We start from the raw sequence: 25,409 nt of genomic DNA, 5'->3' as shown, positions 1-25,409 counted from the left end.
AGGCGTTCGGGTGAACTGTGGTTAAGGAACTCGGCAAAATGCCCCCGTAACTTCGGGAGAAGGGGGGCCGTGTGGCGTGAAGCGTCTTGCGCGTGGAGCGTTGTGTGGCCGCAGAGACCAGCGAGAAGCGACTGTTTACTAAAAACACAGGTCCATGCGAAGTCGTAAGACGATGTATATGGACTGACGCCTGCCCGGTGCTGGAACGTTAAGAGGACGGGTTAGTCTCCTTGTGGGGCGAAGCTCAGAATTTAAGCGCCAGTAAACGGCGGTGGTAACTATAACCATCCTAAGGTAGCGAAATTCCTTGTCGGGTAAGTTCCGACCTGCACGAATGGCGTAACGACTTCTCGGCTGTCTCAACCACAGGCCCGGTGAAATTGCACTACGAGTAAAGATGCTCGTTACGCGCGGCAGGACGGAAAGACCCCGGGACCTTTACTATAGCTTGGTATTGGTGCTCGGTTCGGCTTGTGTAGGATAGGTGGGAGACTGTGAAGCTCTGACGCTAGTTAGGGTGGAGTCGTTGTTGAAATACCACTCTGGTCGAATTGGGTGTCTAACCTCGGACCATGATCTGGTTCAGGGACAGTGCCTGGTGGGTAGTTTAACTGGGGCGGTTGCCTCCTAAAGAGTAACGGAGGCGCTCAAAGGTTCCCTCAGCCTGGTTGGCAATCAGGTGTTGAGTGCAAGTGCACAAGGGGGCTTGACTGTGAGACTGACGGGTCGAGCAGGGACGAAAGTCGGAACTAGTGATCCGGCCATGGCTTGTGGAAGCGTGGTCGCTCAACGGATAAAAGGTACCCCGGGGATAACAGGCTGATCTTGCCCAAGAGTCCATATCGACGGCATGGTTTGGCACCTCGATGTCGGCTCGTCGCATCCTGGGGCCGGAGTAGGTCCCAAGGGTTGGGCTGTTCGCCCATTAAAGCGGTACGCGAGCTGGGTTTAGAACGTCGTGAGACAGTTCGGTCCCTATCCGCCGCGCGCGTAGGAGACTTGAGGAAGGCTGTCCCTAGTACGAGAGGACCGGGACGGACGAACCTCTGGTGTGCCAGTTGTTCTGCCAAGGGCATGGCTGGTTGGCTACGTTCGGAAGGGATAACCGCTGAAGGCATCTAAGCGGGAAGCTCGTTCCAAGATGAGGTCTCCCACCCTTTGTGGGTTAAGGCTCCCAGCTAGACGACTGGGTTGATAGGCCAGAGATGGAAGCACGGTAACGTGTGGAGTTGACTGGTACTAATAGGCCGAGGACTTGCTCACAAAGATGTTACGCATCCACTGTACGGTTTCTGAAATACTAGACCGGGCACCCTGAACACGGCGGGTGTGGTCTGATATTTTCATAGGTTTGCGGTGGTCATAGCGAAGAGGAAACGCCCGGTCCCATTCCGAACCCGGAAGCTAAGCTCTTCAGCGCCGATGGTACTGCACTGGGTACGGTGTGGGAGAGTAGGTCGCTGCCGCAATATTCTTTCGGGAAGGGTTCCATGGGTGACTGTGGGGCCCTTTCCGCATTTGTTTGTCGTGAGTGGTTATGCCGGTTCTAACCGGCGTAACCACTCACGACGGATGACCTGGGAAAACCGGTCGCGATCGATCATGCTCCCGTGCACCCTTGGCTGATGGAAGTACGGGCGTACGACACCACAGCCGAGTTCCGGGCGGTCGCGCAGCCTCTGCTCGACGCCGATCCGATCAAGAACACGGTCCTCAACACCGCCGTGGGCAAAGACTGGCCGGATGCGTTGCTGCTCACGTTGCACGACAACGGAATCCTTGTTGGCGCGGTGGTTCAGACGCCGCCTTATCCGCTCTTGGTCACTGCCGTGCCGGTTGAGGCCGCGGAGTTTGCCGCCAAGGCGGTTCATGATCGGCAACCGGTGTTGTCAGGGGCAACTGGACCGGTTGATCAAGTCGAGGCCTTTGTCGCCGCTTGGACGAAGATCACAGGAAAAGAAGCGATCTTGTCCGGCTCGCGCAGGCAGTTCCAGCTCGACAAGCTTCAGCCACCGACAACCAAAGGCGAAGCGCGCCAGGCAACACAGGACGATTTGCCGCTGCTGATCGACTGGAATGCCCGGTTCATGGCGGAAACCCTCCCCGCTGAGGTGAAGAAACCGCCCGCCAAGGACTTGGCCGTGGACAGGCTGAGCCCGAGCGGCGCCACAGTCCTCTGGGTGGTCGATGGAACTCCGGTCGCGATGGCTGGTGCCACCGGGCCAATCAAAGGCACGGCCAGGGTCTCCCCCGTGTACACCGCTTCCGAACACCGCGGGAACGGATACGGCTCCGCCGCGACGGCGGCCATCTCCCAGTGGGCGCTCGACCAGGGTGCCAAGAATGTGTTGCTGTTCACTGATTTGAGCAATCCGACGACCAACAGGATCTATCCGGCGATCGGGTACCGGCCCCTCGAAGACTCCGCCGAATACAGGTTCTAACGTTGATGTCATGACACGCCTGCTCGTGATCCAGCCGGACGACTCGGATCCACTCGCGAACCTCGGTGACTGGCTGACCGCCGCCGGCGCCGAGGTCGACATCGTGCGGCCGTTCGCCGAGCCGCTTCCAGCGCTCGACGGCTACCAGGGTGTCGTCTGCCTTGGCGGCGAGATGGGCGCCATGGACGACGCGAAACACCCGTGGCTCAAGGATGTTCGCCAGCTCCTGGCGTCCGCGACCGGCAACCGGATCCCGGTGCTCGCGGTGTGCCTCGGTGGCCAGTTGCTCGCGGCGGCGACGGGCGGGCGTGTGGTTGTTGGCGAGTCTGGGCCTGAGGTTGGGCCGTCGTTGGTGGCGAAGCGGGATGTCGCGTGGACCGATCCGCTGTTCGCGGATGCCCCGCTGATGCTGGACGTCATGCACTTCCACGTCGACAGCATCGACCGGATGCCGCCGGGCGCAGAGCTGATGCTGTCGTCCGGCAAGTACCCGAATCAGGCTTTCCGGCTCAACGGGTGCGGGTACGGCGTGCAGTTCCACATCGAGACGACCACCGACACGGTTTTGCAGTGGGCGCAGATGGCGCCGCAGATCGCCGAGTGCGCGCGGCCCGGTTCGCTCGACCGCGCGAACCTCGACCAGGTCCACGCCGATATCGCCGAGACGTGGCAGCCGATCATCGAGCGGTTTGTCCGCTTGGCGTCCGGCGAGCTGCCGATGGCCGACCGGCAGCGCAATACGTTGCCGCTGGTCTGAGCCGATCCCGATGTCCCCGTTCACTTTCCGGTTAGGTAGCGTTCACACGCACGTACCTTTCAAACCGGAGGGGCATGCGTGGATCCCACGCTTCTTGTCGTTGTGGTCGTGGCCACCGCTCTGGCTTTCGACTTCACCAACGGCTTCCATGACACGGCCAACGCAATGGCCACCTCGATCGCGACCGGCGCTCTGCGACCCAGAACGGCCGTCGCGTTGTCAGCGATCCTCAATCTCGTCGGCTCGTTCTTATCCGTCGAGGTCGCCAAGACGATCTCCGGTGGAATCGTCGACGACGCCAAGATCACGCCCGCGGTCATTTTCGGCGGGCTGATCGGCGCGATCATCTGGAACCTGATCACTTGGTACGTCGGCCTGCCGTCAAGCTCATCGCATGCCTTGTTCGGCGGCCTGATCGGCGCGACGTGGGTGGCCTCGGGCATCGACGCCGTGCACTTCGCCAAGGTCGTGGAAAAGGTGCTTGTGCCTGCCGTGGCCGCGCCCATCGTCGCGGGTCTCGTGGCCGCCGGTGCGACGTACCTGACCTACCGGTTGACCAGGAACGGTGACCAGCAGACCGTCGCCCGCGGCTACAAGGCTGGTCAGGTCGTCTCGGCGTCCCTGGTCTCTCTCGCGCATGGCACCAACGACGCGCAGAAGACTATGGGCATCATCACCCTTGCGTTGATCGCTTCCGGTTCGCTCGCCGCCGGTTCCGGCCCGCCGACATGGGTGATCATCAGCGCCGGTGTGGCGATCGCGCTCGGCACGTATCTCGGTGGCTGGCGGATCACCCACACGCTGGGCAAGAAGCTGACCACGATCGAGCCGCCGCAGGGCTTCGCGGCGCAGACAAGCTCGGCCGTCGTGATTCTCGCGTCGTCGCACGTCGGGTTCGCGCTGTCCACAACCCACGTGTGCTCCGGCGGCGTGATGGGCTCCGGGCTTGGACGTGCGCCGGGTGGTGTGCGTTGGGGCGTGTTCGGACGTATGGCGCTCGCCTGGTTGATCACGTTGCCCGCCGCGGGCGCCGTGGGCGCGATCGCGGGCATGGTCGCAGAGCGAGGCACGGGTGGTGTCATCGCTGTCGCGGCCGTGGGAATCCTGATCTCGCTGGGCATCTACCTCGCGTCACGCCGCCGTCCGGTCCGGCCGGAGCACGTGGTTGACGAGATCGCGCCGCAGGCCGAACCACACGAGATCAAGGCGGCCTGATGCACGTCAACTGGACTGCTCTCGGCAGCGTTTTCCTGGTGAGTGTTGTGGTGACGCTGCTGGTCAGTGTGCTTTTCGCGGTCGGCATCGTGGCGCAGGGGCGGGGTAAGCCGGTGCTGGCGATCGGCAGCTTCGCCATCTGCGGAGTGGTGACGTTGCTCGGGATCGCGGTCATTCTGGCGTAGTTTTACGGTGATGGCTGATCGCGCGCGTACCGTCACGTCCACTGCCCGCTTCGGGCTGACGGACGACCGTGCCGAGGCCGCGTTGCGAGCGGCCGGCTGGTGGGGCGACGGGGGACCGGTAAAAGACGCTGAGCTGATGCTCGTCGCGTTGTCCCGCAGCCCTGATCCCGATCTCGCATTGCGCGGGATCGACTGCATGCGTGAGTCCGGCCCCTGGGCCGAACTGACCGCGGCTTTGCGAGAAGACGTCCGGCTGCGCGGCAAGCTCATCGCGGTGCTTGGGGCGTCCACAGCGCTTGCGGATTTCCTCGTCGCGAACCCGGACAGCTGGCGCGCGTTGAGCACCGGCGCCAGGCCTGACCTGACCTCCGCGGTCGCAGACCTCAAGGGCCCGGACGCGGTCAAAGCACTGCGTGCGGCGTACCGGGAGCAGCTGCTGCTGATCGCCGCAGACGATCTCGGTCACCTCGTCGAGCCAGAACTCCCGGCGCCTCCGTATGACGACGTGGCCGCGCGGCTGACAGAGCTCGCGGAGGAGGCGTTGCGTGCCGCGCTCGTGGTCGCTCAGAACGAAGTTGGCCCGAACGATGCTCGCCTCGCTGTCATTGCTATGGGCAAGTGCGGCGGCCGCGAGCTCAACTACGTCAGCGACGTGGATGTGGTGTTCCTAGGTGACGACATCGACGTGGCAACCCGGCTGGCCAGCCGAATGATGACCGTCGCGGGCTCGGCCTGTTTCGAGGTCGACGCCGCGCTCCGGCCGGAAGGCAAGGCTGGCGCCCTGGTACGCACGTTGGAGGGCCACACCGCGTATTACCGTCGATGGGCCCGGACTTGGGAGTTCCAGGCGTTGCTCAAGGCGCGCCCGGTCGCGGGCGATGCCGAGCTGGGCGAGGCCTATTTGGACGTTGTCCGTCCGATGGTGTGGACAGCCGCAGACCGGGACGGCTTCGTGGCCGACGTGCAGCAGATGCGACGCCGCGTCGAGGATCACGTGCCCGCCGAACTCCTCGAGCGCGAGCTCAAGCTCGGCCGCGGCGGATTGCGTGACGTCGAGTTCGCGGTGCAGCTACTGCAACTCGTGCACGGCCGTAGCGACGAGAGCCTGCGCCTCGGGTCGACCACGGCCGCGTTGGCTTCGTTGGGCGCGGGCGGTTACGTCGGCCGCGCGGATTCCGCAGGCCTAGGGGAGTCGTACCGGTTCCTCCGCACGTTGGAACACCGTCTCCAACTGCAGAAGCTACGGCGTACGCACCTGTTCCCCGACGAGAACAACCTGGTGGATCTCCGGTGGCTCGCGCGTGCGACAGGCCTACGGCCGGACCGTGGCCGTGCCGAGGAACAGGTGCTGTTGTCGGAGTTCCGGCGTCACGCCAACAGGGTTCGTCGGCTGCACGAGAAGCTGTTCTATCGGCCGCTGCTTGAGTCGGTGGCCAAGGTGCCGACCGAGGCCTTGCGACTGACCGCGTCTGAGGCGGCGGCCCGGCTCGGTGCGCTCGGATACGCGAGCCCGGAAGGCGCGCTGAACCACATCTCCGCGCTGACCAGCGGTGTCTCACGACGTGCCGCGATCCAGGGCGCCTTGCTGCCAGTCCTTCTGGACTTGCTCGCACACACGCCTGACCCGGACGGCGGATTGCTGTCGTATCGCAAAATGTCCGAAGCTTTGGCGACAACACCCTGGTACCTGCGGTTGCTACGGGACGAAGGTGCTGTCGTGGAGCGGCTCGCGCAGCTGTTGGGCACGTCAAAGCTCGTACCGGAGATGGTCGCGCGCGCCCCGGAAGTCCTGCGTCTGCTCGCGGACACGAACGAGCTCGCCGAACGTAACCCCGCTGACGTGGCGCACTCGTTGCTCACAGCCGTCGGACGGCACCGTGACCTACGTGGTGCAGTGACAGCCGCCCGGTCACTGCGACGGCACGAGCTGGCGCGAGTCGCGTGCGCTGATTTGCTCGGGCTCATGGAGACGCCTGCGGTGTGCGAAGCGTTGTCGAGCGTATGGGTCGCCGTGCTGCAGTCGGCGCTTGCCGCAGCCGAGCGTGAGAAGGCGGTTGAGCTGGGCGGTTGGCCAAAGGCGACGATCGCGATCATCGGTATGGGCAGGCTCGGCGGATCGGAGTTGGGCTACGGCTCGGACGCCGACGTCATGTTCGTCTGCGAGCCCACCGAAGGCGCGACCGATGACGAAGCCGTGAAGTTCGCGTCCGCTGTGGTCGAGTCGATGCGCCGGGCCCTTGGCTCACCAAGCCAGGACCCGCCGCTGGAAGTCGATGTCGGCCTGCGCCCGCAAGGACGACAAGGCCCGCTCGTGCGCACGTTGAACTCGTATCTGGCGTACTACCGGCAGTGGAGCGAAGTCTGGGAATGGCAGGCGTTGCTGCGTGCCGCGTTCGTGGCTGGCGATGCCGACCTCGGCGCGCGATTCATCGACGCCATCGAAGAATTCCGTTATCCCCGAAAGGGTCTGGACTCCACAAGCGTCAGGGAAATCCGCCGAATCAAAGCCAGAGTGGACAACGAACGCCTGCCGCGCGGCGCCGACCCGACCACCCACACGAAGCTCGGCCGCGGCGGCCTGGCCGACATCGAGTGGACAGTGCAGTTGCTGCAGCTGCGGCACGCCCACGAGGTGCCGGGGCTGCGCACCCCTTCGACGCTCGAAGGCCTTGCTGTTGCTCAGGACTCGGGTTTGATCACGGCTCCGGACGCTGCGGAACTGCGCGCCGCGTGGTTGCTCGCGACCAGCGTGCGCAACGCGGTTATGTTGGTGCGCGGCAAATCGAGCGACCAGGTACCGACGTCCGGACGTGAATTGCTCGCTGTGGCAACGGCTGTCGGCTACCCCAACGACGCCGACCCCGGCGAATTCCTCGACTCCTACCGCCGCACAACCCGGCGGGCGCGCGCGGTCGTCGAGCGTGTGTTCTACGACTAGTTCGCCGCCAGTCGAAGCGCTTCTTCCTTGCTGAAGTCGCCTTCCAGCCGCAGCGTCACGCCGCCCTCCTGCCACATCAGGGTTTTGCCGGACATACGGGCCGATTCGTGCTGCCATTGGCCGTCGCGGTCGACGTACAGGATCTCGTGCGGACGCGGAATCCACAGCCCGGGAGTGCCGTTGACAGTGACCCGTTCGATGTCCTGCGCGTAAGCGAACTTCTCCATCGCCGGGCCGAATTCGCCGTCGAACTGGTCGAGCCGTTTGTCCTTGTATAGCAGGGAAATCACTCGGTCGGTCGCGCGGATCTCTTGGGGCTGACCCAATGCGGACGGCAGTTTGACGTCGAACCGTTGCCGCGCCTCGGCCAGAGTGATCGTCTTCTCGCCGGGGACCGTCGGCACGGGTGGCAGCGGCGGCGGCGCGTCCTGCTGGAACTCGATGCCCGCGAACCGGAGGATGTCCGTAACCGCGGCTCGAACCTCAGGTGACACGGCGAAAGCCACCCCAAACGCGAGCAGAACAGCGGCCGCCGTGACAAGGATGGGACGCAGGATTGACCTGCGCGGTTCGCTGAGCCTGGCCAGGACGGCGGCCTGGACGTCCGGAGGTTCGGGCACGTCGATGTCCAGTTGGCGGAGGGCGGCCTCGAGTTGATCGTCAGTCATCGCTCACCGCCTCTCGTAGCTTCGCCAAGGCCCTGGACAGCCTCGACTTGACGGTCCCCTTAGCCAAACCAAGCGTTTGCGCGGTTTCCGCCTCACTGAGATCAAGCAGGTACCGGCACGTGACGACAGCCCTGTCCTTCTCCGGCAACGCCTTCAACGCGTTGAGCAGTTCCGTCTTCGCCGCATCCCGTACCGCCAACGCCGCCGGGTCCCTATGGTCGACAGGGTCGTCGGCCACCCGCAGTTCAAGCAGATTGCGCCGCTTCGTTGCCCGATGCAAATTCTTGGTCTCGTTGGCCACGATGCGCAACAACCACGGGCGGAACTGCGCGTCCTCCCGGAACCGGGACAACGCTTTGAACGCTTTCACGAACGCCTCCTGCACCACATCGCTGGTGTCAGGCCCGGCGCCGAGGAGGTAGGCCGTTCTGTGTGCGAGCGCGGTGTAGCGGGCGACCAGGGCGCCGTAGGCGTCCAGGTCACCTGCCCTAGCCAGGGCTATGGCTTCCTCATCTGTGATGACACCTCTTCTACACCGTCGAGGGCGGAGAGGTTCCCAGGAAAGGCTCGCCGGCCGGCCGAGTGCTGCGCGCGTCGGTGAGGAGGCCGACCGGCGAGTCCGATGGCTCCGGGCCCAGGACGAGTCGGGGTAAATCCTGGGGCCGGGCCACGCTGTTGTGATCCTTTCGTTACTCCATACGAGCACCCGGCGGCGCCGGTTCAGCGGCGACGAAGAAATCTTGCGAGCATGTTTCACCAGCCGTCACGTACGGTCGGTGGAGTGCGTCTAGTGATCGATACGGACATCGGCAGCGACATCGACGACGAACTGGCATTGGCCACAGTCCTCGGCGCAGGCGTCGACCTGCTGGGCTGCACAACGGTCTACGGGGACACGACCTTGCGCGCCAGGATCGTGAAGAGCCTGGCAGCCGTGGCAGGCCATTCCGTGACAGCCATCCCCGGCCTCGGCACGCCCCTGTTCGGAGCGCCGGTCTGGCTCGCAGGCCACGAAGGCAACCTGTATCCAGCGCTGGACTCCGTCGAAGTCCCTGATGGCGACTTCCGTGAACTCCTGGCGACGCCCGGCGCCGAAGTATTGGCCGTGGGGCCGTTGACCAACATCGCGGCGGTGCCGGAAGCCCGATCGTTGACCATCATGGGCGGCAGCTGGTTCACGCCCGGGAAGCCGGAACACAACTTCGCCAGCGACGCCGCCGCGGCCTCGGCTGTTTTCGCGTCAGGCGCGGCGATCCGCGTGGTCGGCTTGGACGTGACCCTGCAGGTCACTTTGGACGATCCGGCAGTGTCTCGGATTGCCGCAAGTGGTCCCGTCGGTGCCTTGCTGGCAACCGGGATCAGGCAATGGTTGCGCGTGTTCAATGAGGACCTGAACACGCCACACGACGCCGTGACCGCGATGGTTTTGCTTGCGCCAGAACTGTTTACGTTCACGCCACCCGGCCGCGTCACGATCTCGCCGACAGGCGCTAGTGAGTTCATGCCAGACCCGTCCGGAACCGTGCGCATCGCTACGGGCGTGGACATCCCCGCGGTGACTTCGCGGATCATTGAGAACATCTGCCGCCTAGGCCCAGTCCTGGAGGATGGCGCGGAACCTCGGCAGGATCTCGGCGAGCTTGCGTAGATCACGTTCTTCGTACTCGCCGAACAGTTCGACCATCGCCTGGTAGACGCCGTCGAACATCGCGAACGCCTGCTCGGCCCCCTCCTGCTGGACGCTCAGCAACACGCGCCTGCGGTCGTTGGGGTCGATTTCCCTTGTCACGTAACCATGTTTCTCCAGCCGCCCAGCCATCGCACTGATCGCGGCATTGGTCAACCCAAGCTCGGCGGCGACTTCCCCAGAGCTCATCGGCCCTCGCCTGCTCAGCAGGGTGAGGCAGATGAGGTCGGTTTGGTTGACGCCGATCCGCGCGGCGGCAGCGTTTCCAACCCGATCCAAGGCCATGGACAACTCGAACAGCTCCCCAGCCAACTGGCCCGCAAGATCCATGAGATCCTTCAAATCATTTGACTATTAGATGATTTAAAGGAATCGTAGCAGCGTGCTCCCGTTGACGATCGCCCTGTCCTGGCTGGGTTTCGTGCTGCACAACGTGGCAGACCTGCCCGGGCAGCACCTACTGAGCCCGGAGACCCTGTATCCGACGCTGGTTTACTTGGTCCTGATAGCCCTGCTGCGCTGGACAACGTGGCCCTTGTTCGCCTGGGCAGTGCTGCAAGGGCTGGGTGGCGGCGTGCTGAGCGTCCTGCCGTTGCCGTTCCTGCCCTTCGAACCGGCGCAAACGCTGCACCACTACTCGTTCCACGTCATCTACCTGCTCACCCAGATCCCGCTGGCGGTGCTGACGTACCGAGCCGCTCTTCAACCCAGGCAAGGAAAGCAGGTAGCCGATAGTCACGGCTGAAAGGATCACGATCGGTGCCAGAAACCTCCCGAGCAAGCTCCGGCCACAACGACCGGAAAGCGTTGAAATACGCCTGCCCCTCCCGTTGTGCCGGATCCTGAAGCTCAATCTCAGCTCGCTCAAGGAACCTGCTGATGTCGTCGACGCTCACCGAAGGAATGAAGCCAGTTCCTGCCACTCCTCGTCAACGGCCCGCTGCTCACTTCGCGAGAAACGCCGCAACGGCGTGACGGAGTCATTGTTCCAAGTCGCGGCAACCCGACCGTCCACCAAGACGACACGCTCACCCGCAACCGACAAGCCACGATGGGCATCGTCGATGATCCGGCTGCGATCGTCATAACCAAGGATGGCGTTGTCGAAAGCCGGAAGAAACCGCACCGGAGCAGGAGTGTCGGGATCAGGCCGAGGCGCGTCAGGCAGGTCGTACAACCGGCGACCCCGCTCATCCCGAAAAGTCACCAACTCATCCCGCATGTCGGCCACAACCTGCGGCAAACCAGCCAACCCACTCCAAGCCCGCATATCAGCGACGGCAGCGGGCCCGTACGCAGCCAGATAACGCCGAACCAGCGCCTTGTCGTCGCAGACCGAATCAATATCCCGACCAACCCATTGGGAGAGAAGAACATTGCGCACGCCACCCTTGGCGCGCCACAACCCACGCGGAGGCGCCTGAACGACGGGAATGAGCGCGGACATCAGCATTTCACCCAACACCCGCGGCGGAATCGTCGGCCACCTGTCGACAAGATGCCCAACGAGCTCGGACATAGAGCGAGCCGCACCATCGGCCATCACCGTCAGGCCTGCGGCTCGAAGCTCCTCGAGATCCACCCCGTCAAGCTCACGCCGGTACACCCCAAGGACCTTCTGTCGCAGCATCGCGTCGTGGCGGGCACGCCAAGCCAGAACATTCTCAGTCGTGAGCAAGTGGATCGTGCGACGCATGAGGTGCACCCGGACCACCTGCCTCTGCTGCATCAGGTCGTCCAGGCTTTCTGCCTTGAACCCTTGGAGCCGGGACCACAGTCCCAGAAAGGGCTCCTGAGGCTCTTGCGCCTGCATGCCGCAGAGGTGCGCGACTGCGTCACGGGCTGACATGTCAGCGCGCTCCAGCAACAACTGCCTTGCGAGCGTCGCGCGGTTGAGTGCCCGCGAATCCATCACGTGGAAGTCTGCCCATCGATCGATTCCCGCAAGATGTCCGCGTGTCCAGCATGCTGGGACGTTTCCGCAATGAGCTGCATCAACACCCGCCGCACACTACGGGTTCCACCCGGCTCATTCCACGGAGCTTCCGGCAACAGTTGCGCCTTGGAAAGGTCGGTCGCACCGACGATCTCCGCGGTCTTTGCCGCGACCTCCTCATATCGCTGGATGACACTGGTCAACGTCTCACCCGGCAGCATCTGGAAGTCGTTCTGGTAGTCAACCATCCACTGCGGATACTCACTTACGGTGCCTGCGGCGATGTCCGCCCAGGTAACCTCGTTAGGCAAGTCGTAGCGGTGCGGGTTCCCGGCGATGAACTGCGACCATCCCTCCTCAGTGGATGCGACATGCTTGATCAACCCACCCAAACACAACGCACTGGCAGTCGGCTGCTCACCGGCCTGCTCATCACTGAGCCCACTCGTCGTCTTGATCAAAGCGGCCCGAGCGTCAGCAAGCTGAGCAAGCAGTTCGATCTTCTCATCGTTCGACATGACGCAAGATTCGCAGGGAAAGAGGACAGGGAGTGTCCGCTTCTCCAGGCAGTATTGGCGGTATGCCGAAGGCCTCAGCCAGGCTCTTGTCGCTGCTGACGTTGCTCCAAGCCGCCGCGACTGGCCAGGAGCGCCTGGAGGTCAGCCAACGTACGGTCCGCCGCGACGTCGACCGCCTCCGCGAACTCGGCTACCCAATAGTGATAACCAAAGGCCCCGGCGGCTACAGACTCGAAGCAGGAAAGGACCTACCGCCACTCCTGTTCGACGACGACCAAGCCATCGCCATAGCGGTAGCACTCCAAACCGCCACATCAGAAGCAGCCGCCCGCGCCCTCACCGCCATCCGCCAGGTCATGCCTGCCCGCCTCCGCCACCGCGTCGACGCCCTCCGAATAACCACAGTGGACACTCACATGGAGGTCGACGGCAGCGTGTTGATGGCACCGAGCGCAGCGATCCATGCCCACGAAGTCCTCCGCTTCGACCACACGTCAACGCTTCGCCGCGTCGAACCCCACCACCTGGTCACCAAAGGAGGCCGTTGGTACCTCGTCGCCTGGGACCTCGACCGAGAAACTGGCGCACCTTCCGCGCGGACAAAATCAGCCCGCGCACCCCATCGGCCCTCGCTTCACCCCGCGCGACCTACCCGCCGAAAACGTCGCCGCGTTCATGACGAACACCTTCAAAGGCAGCGCCCGATGGCTGGCCTTGCCACGGCTAGGTAATCCTGAGCCTGCCAAACCGCCGAGGTCGCGACCTACGCCCACGACGCGCGATCGTCGAAGAACTCGACCCAACCCACTGCCGCCTGACGCCCGCCTGGCCATTCGCTACGTAACCGCCGCACAATGATCAGGCCGCTACCCCGGAGGATCACCTCCGGGAAGCCGTTGAGGGCTATCTCCTGGAGTAAGCGCACCGCCCGGACACCGACGCCCCGGCCGGCTGAGCGAGACGCGGCGGCCAGGCACGTGTTGCCGAGGCGTCACCAGGCTCAGCCTGATGGCTGACTGGGAATCGTCGGAAGGAGATCCGCGATGTCGGAGTGGAGCTGGGCAAGGCCCTGATCGAACGTCGCAAGTCGCCCGCCATGGGAGCGGGCAAGCTGGGCAAGGTAAGAGTCGGTCACCTGCCGGTGGCCCAGAACTCCGTTCAGTGGCACATCGCCGTAGCTGATTGAGTCTGGCCAGAACTCGTGGCGTTCGCTGTTCTTCACCGCGTCGAGGATGGCCTTGGCATTGTCCGCGGTCTGCCCTTCGCGGATCAGCAATCTCACCAGGCTGCCTTCGGTGATCGGACAGGTAGCGAAGTGGTCGTCAGAGCTCGAAAACCAGTCCTCGGCCGCATCATGATGCACATGGTCCGCGACGAGTAGAGCGATGAGTACGTTCGCGTCGAGCAACGTCGTCACTGATCGTCCTCGAGCGAACGGACGTCGTCAGTGGTGATCGCCTTGCCGAGGGTTACGACTGTCAGTCCTGTCCGCGAACTCCTTGACGCCTGAACAGGTTTGCCTTGACCTAGCCCGCGGCGCACAAGTTCGGTGACGATCTCGCTCAGAGTGCGCGAAGTATCCCGCGCAATCGACAACGCTTGTCGATGCAGATCATCCGGAAGATCGATAGTAGTCCGCACCTCATCAGCATAGCATCGAAACATCTTGATGCTCAGATGCGTGCCTCGCATCGAAGGATGGGCACGCCGGACAGCTCTGTCAGCGAGACAAGCCGGTCGCCGTCGTCGTGAGTTCGTGGCCCAATGCGACATGGCCCGCCAGCGAGGTGCTGACGGGCCATGATTCTGCGCTTGGACGACCTGTAGAGAGCCAGGCTCTCAAGATCAGACGTCGTAGGTCTGTCGACCATCGGCCTGGACCTGCGTTCTGTGATCGTGCACCCCTTCTGACCTGCTGGTTCTTGGTCGTCGTTGGTGGACGTTGATCGACACTCGCCGACGTCTGACGGCCTGGGGACGGCCTGATCTTGGTCCGCCTCGGTGTGCTCGGCCCGAACGTCTGGCTGAGTTCGTACCTCGTCCAGAGCACCATCTGAGCGTCCATCCCGGCGCCTCCTCTGCTGAGTGATCCGGTCCCTGCTCGACCCCGCTTCCTCACCCCTGCCGCGCCTTAGCACCGGGACGGCGGTGTCAAGGGTGGACGCTTGCGGCCATGGCGCAGCCACGCCGTAGGCGCCCTTGATGCCGGTGGCCTGGTGTTAAACGATCAATGGGGAGGGACCTCGAAGTGACGGTCTTTTGCTGTGTCGGGCAGAGGACGGCGGGCACTGTTCAGCCCGCCTGCCGGTCGATTCCGCGGTGACTTCTGCTGCCTGAGCTGGCTCGATCCCTTTAGTTGGCTCTAGCGCACTGCGCGCCGCCGTCGGCACGGCCACTCATGCGGGCGGCTCGGGGTCCAGCCGATCGACCGACCGGGCGTAGCGGAGCGGGAGCCCGGTCGTGTCGGGATGGATTGGCCCGAGCTGCCGAGCGTGACGCGCGCCGCCGACGGCGGCGCGCCTTGATCCCCTAGAGCCAAACTCGGCAACGACGCAAACTCCGCTACGGTCCTGCTCCTCCGGCGCACTTGCAACGGACGTGTCTCGCACAAAACAGCCGACAGCGCTGGAAAGGTGCGACACCAACGGACTGCATTCTTCAGTAGCGGTGAAGCATACTGTATAGTCTCGGCCGTGAATGCGACGGCGGTGTCCCCTACCCAAAATTGGTCGGAGGATGTGCTCCGGCTAAATGTGATATGTCCATATTACACGATGTTTCCATTGGACTTTCCGCTGCAACAACTCGCCGCAAAGCCTAAGGCTACTCGTGTTCTAGACCCATTCTGCGGTAGGGGGACAACGCTATATGCCGCGCGACTTGTCGGCCTGCCTTCGGTAGGAATAGACATCAACCCTGTCGCTGCCGCGATCGCAGAAGCAAAACTTGCCCAAGTCACATCGACTGCGGTAGTGCGACTTGCCCAGCAGATTCTCGATGGTGGTTTGCAAGGCGAAGTGCCTGAAGGTGAGTTTTGGCAATGGTGTTATGAAGCTGAAACGTTGCGCGAGATTATTACTCTGCGCGCAAGCCTCATCGAATTGAATACGCCTACGGCTGCGATGCTAAGAGCTGTTTTGCTAGGCATTCTGCATGGTCCCCGCAATAAAGGGCTCCCTTCCTACCTTTCAAATCAGATGCCACGGACGTACGCATCTAAGCCTGCGTATGCGGTAAAGTTCTGGAAGACGCGCGGCATGGAGCCGGTGCGAATTCCAGCCCTGGATGTAATCGCGCGGCGGGCTGAACGGTTGCTGAAGTCAGCCCCTCTCGCTCAGGGTGGTCGAGTGTACTTGGGTGATTCTGTCGAAACTCTTCGAGGACTTCGTCAAAAATTTGACCTCGTAGTCACGTCTCCACCCTATTACGGTATGCGTACTTACGTCGCTGATCAGTGGCTGCGCTCGTGGTTCTTGGGTGGACCTCCGGAGGTTCCTTATAGCTCCTCAGGGCAAATTGCCCGCCAGCCGAATCAAGAGGCATTCGTTCAGGCGCTTGCTGACGTGTGGGCTGCGACTGCGCTTCGCTGCCATCGAGGCGCGCGGCTGGCGATTCGCTTTGGAGCGTTGCCTTCCGCGCGTACGGATCCTGAGCGATTGATTTTGAGTTCTGTGCGACAAGCTGATTCTGGGTGGATGGTTAAAGAGGTTCGCCCTGCTGGCACTTCCCCTAAGCGTAAACGGCAAGCAGAGCAGTTCGGCAAAGCCGGTTCCGCTATTGACGAGGTCGATGTCGTCGCTGATTTGATTGGTACACCTTCGTGATTGGGTGAATAAGTAACGCCGTATATGTTACTCATGGGCAGGGATGATGGTGGACTCTCGGAAAAACCAGGTCGAACTAGCGGTCTCCCTGCTCCCTGGGGAGAAAGTGGACGTGCTAAAGTCAGAGGAATCCCCGGCTGCTTCTGATGCTCAGTTGAATAAGAGGTACGTTCAAGAAGGTGTTCGGATCGTCGTTGAGCAGGCAAGATATCCCCTCAATCAGATTCTTGCCATGTTTACCGATACCTTTGAGATTTCGCCAGGGGTAACCGAGGCAAAGTATAAGAGGGATCCGGAATATCAACGTCGCCATCGATGGGACGACGGTCGAAAGTCTAGGCTTATCGAATCATTTTTGATGAATGTTCCGGTACCTCCAGTCTTTTTGTATGAGTATGAATTGGCGCGCTTTGAGGTAATGGACGGTCGTCAACGTTTGACAGCGTTGATGGATTTCTATGGCAACTCACTTGTGCTGACCGGTCTTCAGCATTGGCCAGAGCTCAATGGTCGAACATATTCTAGTCTGCCGTCGTCAATTCGCGACGGAATCGACCGAAGGTATTTGTCGTCGATCATTCTGCTAAATGAGACGGCTGCGACCGAGGAGCAGGCTGCATTCCTAAAAAAGTTGGTCTTCGAAAGACTTAACTCTGGTGGTGTACGTCTGAGTGGTCAAGAGACGCGTAACGCGGTTTATAACGGCCGACTAAATGATCTGTGTCTGGAACTATCCAAGACGACAGAGTTGCGTGCGATGCTTGGAACACCGCTTGAGGTTGAGGCCTCTGTTCCCCTGGACGATGAAGAGGCAGAGGATGGCGAGTCAGTAGCATCTGAGCGAGATCCCGAAGGTGTCGAGGTCACCAATATGGGTCGCAAGATGTTTGAATCGATGGAAGATGTCGAGATTGTACTTCGGTTCTTTGCTTATCGACACCTTTCCAAGTTCTCTCAGGGGTTGAACCGTATTACAGACTTCCTGGACGAGTTTTTGATTAAGGGGAACAAGTTCGACTCGGAAACCCTCGCGGAGTATAAGCGGCTTTTTCGGCAGAACATCGAATTCTGGCACACAGTCAGCGGGGCGACGGCTTTTCAGGTCAAGGGGAGCAATCGGCACTTTAGCAAGATTGCTTATGACGCCTTGATGTATGCGAGTTCGGCCCTAACGAACGAGCAGATAGCGACGCTTCTGAGTGATCCGCAGGTCGTTCGAGATGCAGTCAGCTCGATGTATGACAATCATTCTCCCGTCTTTGGTGGGCGTAAGACTAATACGGCAGACGCTCACCGTCGAAATGGTTTCGCAATCGACGCGTTGAAGACAGCATTGGGCGCTATCGCGAGTTAGGCTGACATCACATGATGCTGCAGTACAATGAGTTGTCATTCGATCTCGAACGCATCCGCCGCTTCCTTGTAAGTAGTTCTGAAGAGCGGCAGACTTCCGACCAGCGTAGATTTGCCTATATTGGATGCATCTCTGCCCTATATGCATCTTTCGAAAACTTCGCTGAACGGGTTGCGTTTCGATTTAGCCAGATGCTGCTAGCCGACGCTGCCAATTTGTCCGCAGAGCAAATGTCTAGCCTGCGCCGCCGTTACGTGCGTAACGCTTCAGCTCTATTGGGGCAGAGTCTGGGCGTCGGGAGATATAGTGAGGTTACTGAGCTCGACGTTGCTAAGAGTCTGTCGTCCTGTCTGGATGACTCCACTTCGTCCTTCGATCTGCGACTTGAGCTTGTAGCTCTTCATGGCTCGAATCTACGCTGGGATGCATTAGCTGAGCTTTTTCTCTGGGCGATTCCAGACGTGCAAAGTAAGATTCGCCGCTCTGACGCGGTTAAGACCTGGATGTCTAGTATCAACGAGACGGACAGTGCTCTTACGGCTGTGCTTAAGAATGAACTAGACGATCTAGTGGAACGACGCAATGAGGTTGCGCACAGGGCAATTCCAGACGAGATCCTCTCATATGAGCGGCTACTAGCAAAGGTCGATTACGTGAGGGCAATTTCGTTAGGTCTCGTGGCCAGCCTAGCTGGTCTTGTTGTGGAAGCTTCGATCAAGAACGGTCAAAGCGTTTCGCTAGGTGTTCCGAAAGAGTACTATAAGAAGAATCGGATTGTGGTATTCTCGGCGCTGGAGTCATTGGTTTCAGAGGGCGATTTTATTCTCGCGCCTGCTGGAAACTCGACACGGTGGGGGCGTGTGCTTGAGATTCAGGTATCCGATCAACGGGTCGAGCAAGCGCCTGCTGGTGTGGAAGTCGGCTTGCTGCTAGATTTTGCTGTGCGAAAGAAACTTGGCCTTCACCTTTGGCGGACTCCCAACTCAGATCTTACGTCTCCGCCGGATGGAATTTTCGGTAGCTGGGGAGCATTGGAGCCCGTTTAGTTGTTTGTTTCGTTGCCAGTCATTTTGACTGAAGCGAAAGGAATAACCCACTGATAGGTTGGGGCTGCTAACCTCAAGGTGTGCGTGGGGCTGGTGATCCGCTGACGGTCGGGGAGCGTATTGCGTTCTACCGGCGGCGTCGTGGGTTGGCGCAGTCGACGTTGGCGGGTCTTGTGGGGCGGTCTGAGGACTGGTTGAGCAAGATCGAGCGTGGTGAGCGGGACATCAATCGGCTGGATGTGCTGGTGGAGGTGGCTCGGGCGCTGCGGGTGTCGCTGGGGGATCTGCTCGGTGAGCCGGTGTTGCTGGAGGACGAGCAGAAGAACGACGATGTTCCGGCGATTCGTGATGCGCTGATGACTCCGCATCGGTTGTCGAAGACGTTGTTCGGGCCGTCGATCTCGCCGGAGTATGTGGACCCGAAGCCTGTCGCGCAGTGGACTGAGGCGGCCTGGATGGACTACCAGGCCGGGCAGATCGGGCGTGTGGTCGCGGTCTTGCCGAGATTGATCAAGACGGCGCAGCAGATGGAGTCCAGCAGCGTGGACGAGGCCTATGCCCGGTTGGCGGCGACGGTGTCGGCGCGGATTCATCACCTGGCGGCCACGACGTTGAGCAAGATCGGTGAGGCGGACTTGGCGTGGATCGCGGCGGAGCGGGCGATGCACGCGGCCGATGCGGCTGACGATCCGTTGGTGTTGGCTTCGGCGGCGCGGTCGGGCACGCATGCGTTGTTGGCGACGGGGCGGTTTGAGGATGCGCTGGAGCTTGGGGACGCGGCCGCGAAGTACCTCGAACCGAGGATGCGCGAGGGCGACCCGGGCGCGCTGAGTCTCTACGGGATGTTGCATCTGCGGGCGGCGGTTGCTGCGGCGCGGCACCAAGAGCGCGCGACGGCGAACGAGCTCCTCGGCAAGGCCGAGCAGGCGGCCAATGCGTTGGGCAGGGACGCCAACTACTGGCAAACAGGGTTCGGTCCGGGCAATGTGCAGCTTCACCAACTCTCTGCGTCGCTGGATCTGGGCGACATCTCCTATGTGGTCGACCACGGCGCACAGGTGGACACGGACGGGTTGCCGATCGAGCGGCAAGTCACGCACCTGATCGACCTGGCGCGGGCGCTGAGCCTGCTCGCCAAGGATGGGGAAGCGCTTCAGGTGCTGCTCTCCGCGGAACAGAAATCGCCACAGTTGTTGCGGCACAGTGCAATCGCGCGTGAGGTCGTGCGGACCATGTATCGGCGGGCACCCGTGACGGGCGGCAAGAAGTCCTCGCTGTTGCTCGCGTTGGCGGAGCGGTGCCGTGCGGTGAGTGAGAGCTGATGAGCGCACCTGTGGTGGGCCTGGTCGGGAGCGCGGCCGGTGGGTTGGAAGAGATCACGCCGAAGCTGATCCAGCCTGCGATTGAGCGTGGCTTGCGGGTGGCGGTGACGCTGACGCCGACGGCGTGGACGTGGCTGGATGCCATGGGTGAGGTCGACAAGATCGAGCAGCTGACCGGATTGCCGGTGCGGTACAAGCCCCGGATGCCTTGGGAGGACAGCCCACACCCGAAGATCGACTGCTACGCCGTGGTGCCCGCGACATCCAACACGGTCGCAAAGATGGCCCTAGGGCTCGCGGACAACCAAGCCCTAACCCAGGTCTGCGAGGCAATCGGGCTCGGTGAGGTCCCGGTAGTCGTGTTCCCGCGCGTCAACGCGGCGCACGCGAATCAGCCTGCCTGGGATGACCACATCGCGGCCTTGACCAGGTCGGGTGTGCGGCTGGTGATGGGTGAGGACATCTGGCCGCTGCACAAGCCACGCTCGGCTCCGGGCAAGGAGCTGCCCTGGGCCGCGATTCTGGATGCCATCGTTTCCGCAGTTCAAGAGGGTCGCTGAGGGGTACCCGGACAGTTTGTCCGGGGTGTTGTGGCTGATCGACGGTTTCCTTGAACCGCACGCACCCGACCGGGTGCCGTCAAGGAACCGGAGGCGCCATGACCTTTTTCGTCGTCGTCCAGCCCGCGAAGGATGATCTCGCGCAGGTGCACGAGCCCATCCCCGGCGTGCGCCAGTTGATCGCCGGAAACGATCAGGCCGGGTTCACCATTCAGGTCCCGGCCCGTGTCGGCGGGTTGGCTGATGCCGCTCACTTCGCGCGTGCCCTGGCCAACGCTGCTGCCGACTTCGCGGCCTGGTGCGAGGAACAGAACCGCACGCGGAGCTACGTCCCTGATGCCGGGGAAGACTGGGCCGCTGTGCGCAGTCTGCGCCCCGATTCCAAGAGCTGAGGTTATCGATTATGGCTGTGCCACAAGGAATGTCGTTCGGTATCGACCACGATGTGATGTTTCCGCAGGGTGTGTTTCTGGTTGGCGAGATTCAGCAGCTGACCGAGTACCAGTCTCAAGAGGACCGTGCGCGCAACCGTCCGGTGAGGCCACGGATCGACGAGCCGACCGGGCTGCCGTTGTTCAAGGGCACGTTCGCCGATCCCTCGGCCGAGAAGGACCGGGACAAGTCGTTCACGGTGCTGTTCGCGGCCAAGGTCCAGCCAGTCCCGCCTGCCGCCGTCCCGGGGATGCCGTTCCGACCGGTTGTGCTGGAAGGGCTTTCGGTCCAGCCACGCGCCGAGACATCCGGACAGGCGAAGTGGATCACCTGGACGGTCCGCGCCACGGGGATGCGGGCGGTGGACGCTGCGCCTGCGCGCTCGATGAAGTCCGCTGGCGACGCTAAGGCGGCGTGACATGGGCACCGGGACTCAGCGGCCGGACGCGTCGTCAGGCGACGTTGTGCGTGCGCTGCGGTCTCACGCCACGCGGTTCACGGTCCTGGCTGACACGCTCGCCGATGTCGACGAGGCCTCTGCTGCTGTGGCGTGGGAAGAAGCCGTGCTGTTGCGGTGTCACGCGGCAGTGGTTGAGCAGCTGTCAGAGCTTTACGACGAGCTGAGTTCGCGGGTGCAGATGTGGGACACGTTCGCCAAGAGCTTGCGAGGGCCGTCATGACGCCACGGGCGGAGGTCTCCCGGCCCTAGCTTCCAGATTCCACATTAGACACTAATACGCACGACGGGTCGTGTGGCGATGGCGCACGTCCTGTTGCAGGACAACGATTCCCGTAGGCACAGAAGCGGACTCCTGGCTACCAACCTGTTCCGCTTCTGTGCTGCCTACCCACCTGGAGTAGACAGTGGAGAGCGTAGAACCCACACCCGTGGTGTCCGCAAGTGGGGTCACCCGAACGCGGTGTGAGAAATGCAAGAAGTTCGCTCGGCTGCTGCCCGGCGACACTGAGTGCTCGACGTGCTTGGGCGCGTTGGCGTTGGCGTTTGGCGACATCACCACTCCTGTGATCGAGCGGGGTGGTTGGTGATGCGCGATTCACGGTGGGTCGACCCCGCGCCTCTCGAAGTTGCTCGGCCTCGGTTGCCGTGGTGGACCATGCTGCCCGGTTGGGTCAAGCTCGTCGTCTCGCCACTGGCGCTGGCTTGGCTGCTGATTTGGTCGGCGGCCAAGGTGATTCGGCTTTGCTGGTACTACCCGGTCCTGATGACGCTCCTGGCTGCGGCGCTGTGGCTCGACTGGTGGGCGGGCCACTACTGGACTGGCGCCCTGGCCTCCGTGCTGATCATGAGCTTGGTGGTCTGGTGGTGGCGGTCGGCCGACTCCTACACGCGGTGGTGCCGTTGGCTGCGGACCGAAGTCCGACGACTGACCGTCTACGCGTGGGACTGGCGGACCGTCATGCGTCTGTCGAATCTGGCTGGGACTGCGAAGGGGCGAGAGTATCGGCCGAAGCTCAAGCGGGTCCGGTCGGAAGGCTGGCGCGACAAAGTCCGCGTCAAGATGATCAAAGGCCAAGCACCCGAACAATGGGCGCAACGTGCGTCCGGCTTGGCGCACTCCTTCCACGCGAACTCATGTCGGGTGCGGGTCATCAAGCCGGGCCGGATCGAGCTCGACCTGATCCACTCCGATCCCCTCACACGTCCGATACCGCTCCCCGCGATGGCCGCAGCAGCCGACTTGAAGCGGATCACAGTCGGCAAGACTGAGACCGGTAAGCCGTGGCGGATTCGCTTGCTGGGTAACCAGATTCTCGTCGTCGGCGTCCAGGGCGCGGGCAAGGGTTCACTGTTGTGGTCGGTGGTGTGGGCGTTGGCGCCGTTGATCAAAACGGGCACGGTCCGGCTGTACGGAATCGACCCCAAGGGCGGGATGGAGCTCGGCCAGTGCCCGGAGGTGTTCCACAAGGTCGTCTACGACAACGGTCCTGATGCGGTGGCCCTGCTGGAAGAGATCGCCAATGACGTACGGCGGCGGGCTGGTGAGTACCGGGGTTTGCGGCGGTTGTGGACGCGGGAGAGTGGTGAGCCATTCACGTTGCTGATCGTGGACGAGCTGGCGGACGTGATCGCCTACCAGACGGACAAGAAACTCAAGGAACGCGCTCAAGCGGCTATCCAGACCATCACCTCACAGGGACGGGCACCGGGGTTCGCGACGCTGGCCTTGGTGCAGGACCCGCGTAAGGAGATCGTGCCGTTCCGCAACCTGTTCACTACGCGGATCGCGATGCGGCTGGACGAACCGGCACAGGTTGACATGGTGCTCGGTGACGGCGTCCGGGAACGCGGCGCGGAGGCTCATGAGATCTCCGAGCTGACTCCCGGCGTGGCGTGGGCCAAGGAGGATGGCAAGCGCGAACCGATGCGAGCTCGGGCGTTCTACGCGACCGATGACGACTTGTGGGACCTGCGGGCCTATATCAACGGCTGGTCGGCTGAGGTGCTGCAGTTCCCGGGCGGTGAGGCGGCATGAACACCAGTCGCGTGCTGACCTCCGTCGCGGAACACCTCGGCGGGTTCGAGCTCAACGAACCAGTGCAAGTGACGGTGAGGGCCCTGAGGGGTGGGCCGAGTGGGACCGTGCAGCTGGCGGGCGGGTCGCTGCCTGAGTTGGCGGCGGAGTTGTTGGCGTGGGCGGACACGTTGGACAACGTCACCGCGACCGTGTGGCGGCCGCATTGGCCCGATGACGAGCAACTTCACCTGGAAATCCGCGGTGAGCTCACCGACAACACCCAGGTCAAGGTCTTCGGCGGCCTCTTCAACGGGCCCGACGTGCCAGGCCTCGGCTACGGCTGCCGGATCGAGCTGTCGTGGGCATGGTTGCGGGCGTGGGCCTCCCTCGGTGAGGAGGTGGCGGCGTGACCGAGACACGAGCCGAACGCATGCGCATCCCACTCGCCGCTGATGTCGTCAAAGCGACAGCGGAACAACACGGCGTGTGCATCCGCCCCTTCACGATGGAGGTCGGCGACCCGGAAACCGGGGAACTCCAATACGTTGCTGTGCCGTGTGGTTCCACTGTGGAATCGGTGTGCGGGCCGTGCGCGAGGAAAGCACGGGCGCTACGGATCACCCAGTGTCGGGAAGGCTGGCACCTGGTCGACGAACCTGACTTCACTCCTGACAAGCCAACGGCCGATCAGACTGCGTTGCTGGAGCTGCGAGCGGACCTATTCGAGGCCCACAAGCTTGCCGTGAGTGCAGGTGATCTGGACGAGGCGGACGAACTGCGGGAGGAGATCGCCAAGACCGACGAGGAACTTCGGCAACTGGGCATGCGGGGCCGTCTACCTTCCCCGGACGCTCCGGCGAAGAAGGCGGTCAAGCGGTCCACAAAGCGGCGGCAGGATGCCCCGGACCTGCCTCGGCGACGGGTCGACAAGCGCACCGTGGGGCGGGAGTTCGCGGGGAAGTACCGGCCTTCGATGTTCGTCACGCTCACGCTCGACACCTACGGGCGCGTGCGCGATGACGGCACACCGGTCAACCCGAACACCTACGACTACCGCCGTGCGGCACGGGACGCGGTGCACTTCTCGTCGCTTGTGGACCGGTGGTGGCAGAACCTCCGGCGCGTCGTCGGCTGGGACGTCCAATACTTCGCCACCGTCGAACCACAGAAGCGCGGCGCTCCTCACCTGCACGCGGCAATCCGCGGTTCGATACCGCATGAGCTGCTGAAACTCGTCACAGCAGCGACCTACCACCAAGTCTGGTGGCCGAAGCACGACGAACGCGTCTACCTCGACGGTGATCCGTCGCCAGTGTGGGACACCCAAGCAAAGGTGTTTGTCGACCCAGTGACCCGGCTGCCGTTGGCCTCATGGGATGAGGCGGTGACGGCGGCGGATGAGCCGTCTCATGTGGTGAGCTTCGGCGCTCAAGTGCACTCCAAGGGCATCCTTGGCGGCACAGAGGAATCGGGGCGCCACATCGGCTACCTGACCAAGTACCTCACCAAGTCCGTCGGTGAAGTCGTCGAAGCCACCAGTGAACGCCAAGCGGCACACCATGACCGGCTTCATGCGGAGCTGGTCGTCACACCGTGCTCGCCGAAGTGCGCCGTATGGCTGCTCTACGGCGTCAATCCCAAGGGCGCCAACAGCAAGACAGTTCCCGGGCACTGCAAGGGAAAGGCGCATCGACGGACCACGCTCGGATTGCCCGGCCGTCGAGTCCTCGTGTCCCGCAAGTGGTCCGGGAAGACCCTGGTCGACCACAAGGAAGACCGGAAGGCCTTCGTCGCCGACATGCTCTCAGCCGTCGGCATCGTCAAACCAGTCGCGGACACTTCTCAGTTGATCTGGCGCAAGGTCGACCCGAGCGACCAGAACGCGCCTCCACGCGATCACTTGCTCATGCACGCCATCGCCGAACGCATCCGATGGCGGGCTGAGTACGACAGAGCGCTGCTCGCTGCGGCAGATCTTTCGGCAATTCCGGCGGCATAGGGGGAGTCATGGAGTTCGAGGCGCTGTGGGGGATTGAGGAGCTCTCG

General features: G+C 62.6%; 26 protein-coding genes and 2 rRNA genes (1 of these 28 only partly in view). 21 read left to right on the top strand and 7 right to left on the bottom strand.

All coding sequences use genetic code 11. From position 1 onward, the window contains the following. The 7 genes from LWC34_RS36570 to LWC34_RS36540 all read left to right on the top strand — a co-directional run. Window positions 1-1,263, top strand: a 23S ribosomal RNA gene (locus LWC34_RS36570) (it extends 1,857 nt beyond the left edge of the window). Window positions 1,264-1,352: 89 nt separating this feature from the next. Beyond that, window positions 1,353-1,469: ribosomal RNA gene (gene rrf / locus LWC34_RS36565) — 5S ribosomal RNA — on the top strand. 156 nt (window positions 1,470-1,625) lie between these two features. Continuing rightward, window positions 1,626-2,444 (top strand): GNAT family N-acetyltransferase, encoded by an 819-nt coding sequence (locus LWC34_RS36560; protein ID WP_233729807.1) that lies wholly within the window; start codon window positions 1,626-1,628, stop codon window positions 2,442-2,444. 10 nt (window positions 2,445-2,454) lie between these two features. After that, window positions 2,455-3,201: a type 1 glutamine amidotransferase gene (locus LWC34_RS36555; RefSeq protein ID WP_233729806.1), complete on the top strand. Its 747-nt coding sequence runs from the start codon at window positions 2,455-2,457 to the stop codon at window positions 3,199-3,201. A 78-nt stretch (window positions 3,202-3,279) separates the two neighbouring features. Then, window positions 3,280-4,416, top strand: coding sequence for an inorganic phosphate transporter (locus LWC34_RS36550; protein ID WP_233729805.1), 1,137 nt, complete (start codon window positions 3,280-3,282; stop codon window positions 4,414-4,416). Next, window positions 4,416-4,601 (top strand): hypothetical protein, encoded by a 186-nt coding sequence (locus tag LWC34_RS36545; RefSeq protein WP_233729804.1) that lies wholly within the window; start codon window positions 4,416-4,418, stop codon window positions 4,599-4,601. Before LWC34_RS36550 ends, LWC34_RS36545 begins: the two co-directional genes overlap by 1 nt. Window positions 4,602-4,611: 10 nt before the next feature. Beyond that, window positions 4,612-7,539: a bifunctional [glutamine synthetase] adenylyltransferase/[glutamine synthetase]-adenylyl-L-tyrosine phosphorylase gene (locus tag LWC34_RS36540; RefSeq protein ID WP_233729803.1), complete on the top strand. Its 2,928-nt coding sequence runs from the start codon at window positions 4,612-4,614 to the stop codon at window positions 7,537-7,539. On the opposite strand, the gene LWC34_RS36535 is transcribed toward LWC34_RS36540, so the two are convergent. Then, window positions 7,536-8,207, bottom strand: coding sequence for a hypothetical protein (locus LWC34_RS36535; protein ID WP_233729802.1), 672 nt, complete (start codon window positions 8,205-8,207; stop codon window positions 7,536-7,538). The two genes, LWC34_RS36540 and LWC34_RS36535, sit on opposite strands and share 4 nt — an antisense overlap. Further along, entirely contained in the window at window positions 8,200-8,913 is a 714-nt protein-coding gene (locus tag LWC34_RS36530; RefSeq protein WP_233730952.1) for an RNA polymerase sigma factor, read from the bottom strand. Before LWC34_RS36530 ends, LWC34_RS36535 begins: the two co-directional genes overlap by 8 nt. Before the next feature lie 75 nt (window positions 8,914-8,988). Here LWC34_RS36530 and LWC34_RS36525 point away from each other — a divergent pair, with 75 nt between their 5' ends. Continuing rightward, on the top strand, window positions 8,989-9,855 hold the full coding sequence (locus LWC34_RS36525) for a nucleoside hydrolase (RefSeq protein ID WP_233729801.1): 867 nt from the start codon (window positions 8,989-8,991) through the stop codon (window positions 9,853-9,855). Here the strand turns inward: LWC34_RS36525 and LWC34_RS36520 are convergent. After that, complete coding sequence (locus LWC34_RS36520) at window positions 9,796-10,224, bottom strand: MarR family winged helix-turn-helix transcriptional regulator (RefSeq protein ID WP_250109461.1); 429 nt, start codon at window positions 10,222-10,224, stop codon at window positions 9,796-9,798. The two genes, LWC34_RS36525 and LWC34_RS36520, sit on opposite strands and share 60 nt — an antisense overlap. Before the next feature lie 52 nt (window positions 10,225-10,276). Between LWC34_RS36520 and LWC34_RS36515 the strand changes: the two genes are divergently transcribed. Next, window positions 10,277-10,639, top strand: a complete 363-nt coding sequence (locus LWC34_RS36515; protein ID WP_233729799.1) for a hypothetical protein — start codon at window positions 10,277-10,279, stop codon at window positions 10,637-10,639. A gap of 147 nt (window positions 10,640-10,786) precedes the next feature. Here LWC34_RS36515 and LWC34_RS36510 read toward each other — a convergent pair whose 3' ends face one another. Together LWC34_RS36510 and LWC34_RS36505 are read right to left on the bottom strand one after the other, a co-directional pair. Then, window positions 10,787-11,806, bottom strand: a complete 1,020-nt coding sequence (locus LWC34_RS36510) for a winged helix DNA-binding domain-containing protein (protein WP_233729798.1) — start codon at window positions 11,804-11,806, stop codon at window positions 10,787-10,789. Beyond that, complete coding sequence (locus tag LWC34_RS36505; RefSeq protein WP_233729797.1) at window positions 11,806-12,348, bottom strand: DinB family protein; 543 nt, start codon at window positions 12,346-12,348, stop codon at window positions 11,806-11,808. Before LWC34_RS36505 ends, LWC34_RS36510 begins: the two co-directional genes overlap by 1 nt. Window positions 12,349-12,410: 62 nt before the next feature. Between LWC34_RS36505 and LWC34_RS36500 the strand changes: the two genes are divergently transcribed. Next, window positions 12,411-13,079 (top strand): helix-turn-helix transcriptional regulator, encoded by a 669-nt coding sequence (locus LWC34_RS36500; RefSeq protein ID WP_372496749.1) that lies wholly within the window; start codon window positions 12,411-12,413, stop codon window positions 13,077-13,079. A 32-nt stretch (window positions 13,080-13,111) separates the two neighbouring features. On the opposite strand, the gene LWC34_RS36495 is transcribed toward LWC34_RS36500, so the two are convergent. Further along, a complete protein-coding gene (locus tag LWC34_RS36495) occupies window positions 13,112-13,273 on the bottom strand; it encodes a hypothetical protein (RefSeq protein ID WP_233729796.1) in 162 nt (53 codons plus the stop codon). A 75-nt stretch (window positions 13,274-13,348) separates the two neighbouring features. Further along, window positions 13,349-13,765, bottom strand: a complete 417-nt coding sequence (locus LWC34_RS36490; RefSeq protein ID WP_233729795.1) for a TA system VapC family ribonuclease toxin — start codon at window positions 13,763-13,765, stop codon at window positions 13,349-13,351. A gap of 1,366 nt (window positions 13,766-15,131) precedes the next feature. Here LWC34_RS36490 and LWC34_RS36485 point away from each other — a divergent pair. From LWC34_RS36485 to LWC34_RS36435, 11 genes are all read left to right on the top strand, one after another. Then, the gene (locus LWC34_RS36485; protein ID WP_233729794.1) at window positions 15,132-16,172 is read left to right on the top strand and encodes a TRM11 family methyltransferase; all 1,041 of its coding nucleotides are present in this window, start codon (window positions 15,132-15,134) and stop codon (window positions 16,170-16,172) included. A gap of 49 nt (window positions 16,173-16,221) precedes the next feature. Further along, window positions 16,222-17,526 carry a DUF262 domain-containing protein gene (locus LWC34_RS36480; protein ID WP_233729793.1) on the top strand — a complete coding sequence of 435 codons (1,305 nt, stop codon included), beginning with the start codon at window positions 16,222-16,224 and terminating at the stop codon, window positions 17,524-17,526. 11 nt (window positions 17,527-17,537) lie between these two features. Beyond that, window positions 17,538-18,572: a HEPN domain-containing protein gene (locus tag LWC34_RS36475; protein WP_233729792.1), complete on the top strand. Its 1,035-nt coding sequence runs from the start codon at window positions 17,538-17,540 to the stop codon at window positions 18,570-18,572. 80 nt (window positions 18,573-18,652) lie between these two features. Continuing rightward, entirely contained in the window at window positions 18,653-19,894 is a 1,242-nt protein-coding gene (locus LWC34_RS36470; protein WP_233729791.1) for a helix-turn-helix domain-containing protein, read from the top strand. Then, window positions 19,894-20,454, top strand: coding sequence for a flavoprotein (locus tag LWC34_RS36465; RefSeq protein WP_233729790.1), 561 nt, complete (start codon window positions 19,894-19,896; stop codon window positions 20,452-20,454). Before LWC34_RS36470 ends, LWC34_RS36465 begins: the two co-directional genes overlap by 1 nt. Before the next feature lie 98 nt (window positions 20,455-20,552). Then, a complete protein-coding gene (locus LWC34_RS36460) occupies window positions 20,553-20,846 on the top strand; it encodes a hypothetical protein (RefSeq protein ID WP_233729789.1) in 294 nt (97 codons plus the stop codon). Window positions 20,847-20,857: 11 nt separating this feature from the next. Next, the gene (locus LWC34_RS36455) at window positions 20,858-21,304 is read left to right on the top strand and encodes a hypothetical protein (protein WP_233729788.1); all 447 of its coding nucleotides are present in this window, start codon (window positions 20,858-20,860) and stop codon (window positions 21,302-21,304) included. 1 nt (window position 21,305) lies between these two features. Next, complete coding sequence (locus LWC34_RS36450; RefSeq protein ID WP_233729787.1) at window positions 21,306-21,566, top strand: hypothetical protein; 261 nt, start codon at window positions 21,306-21,308, stop codon at window positions 21,564-21,566. Window positions 21,567-21,932: 366 nt separating this feature from the next. After that, the gene (locus tag LWC34_RS36445; protein WP_233729786.1) at window positions 21,933-23,381 is read left to right on the top strand and encodes an FtsK/SpoIIIE domain-containing protein; all 1,449 of its coding nucleotides are present in this window, start codon (window positions 21,933-21,935) and stop codon (window positions 23,379-23,381) included. Further along, on the top strand, window positions 23,378-23,773 hold the full coding sequence (locus LWC34_RS36440) for a hypothetical protein (protein WP_233729785.1): 396 nt from the start codon (window positions 23,378-23,380) through the stop codon (window positions 23,771-23,773). The genes LWC34_RS36445 and LWC34_RS36440 overlap by 4 nt, the downstream gene beginning before the upstream one ends. Window positions 23,774-23,793: 20 nt before the next feature. Further along, window positions 23,794-25,362: a replication initiator gene (locus LWC34_RS36435; protein WP_233730951.1), complete on the top strand. Its 1,569-nt coding sequence runs from the start codon at window positions 23,794-23,796 to the stop codon at window positions 25,360-25,362. Window positions 25,363-25,409 lie beyond the last annotated feature (47 nt).

Origin of the sequence: Kibdelosporangium philippinense (assembly GCF_021390435.2) — a bacterium.
Lineage (GTDB): Bacteria > Actinomycetota > Actinomycetes > Mycobacteriales > Pseudonocardiaceae > Kibdelosporangium > Kibdelosporangium philippinense.
Note: the sequence above shows the minus strand (reverse complement) of the source record. Positions and strands in the feature narration are given on the sequence as shown.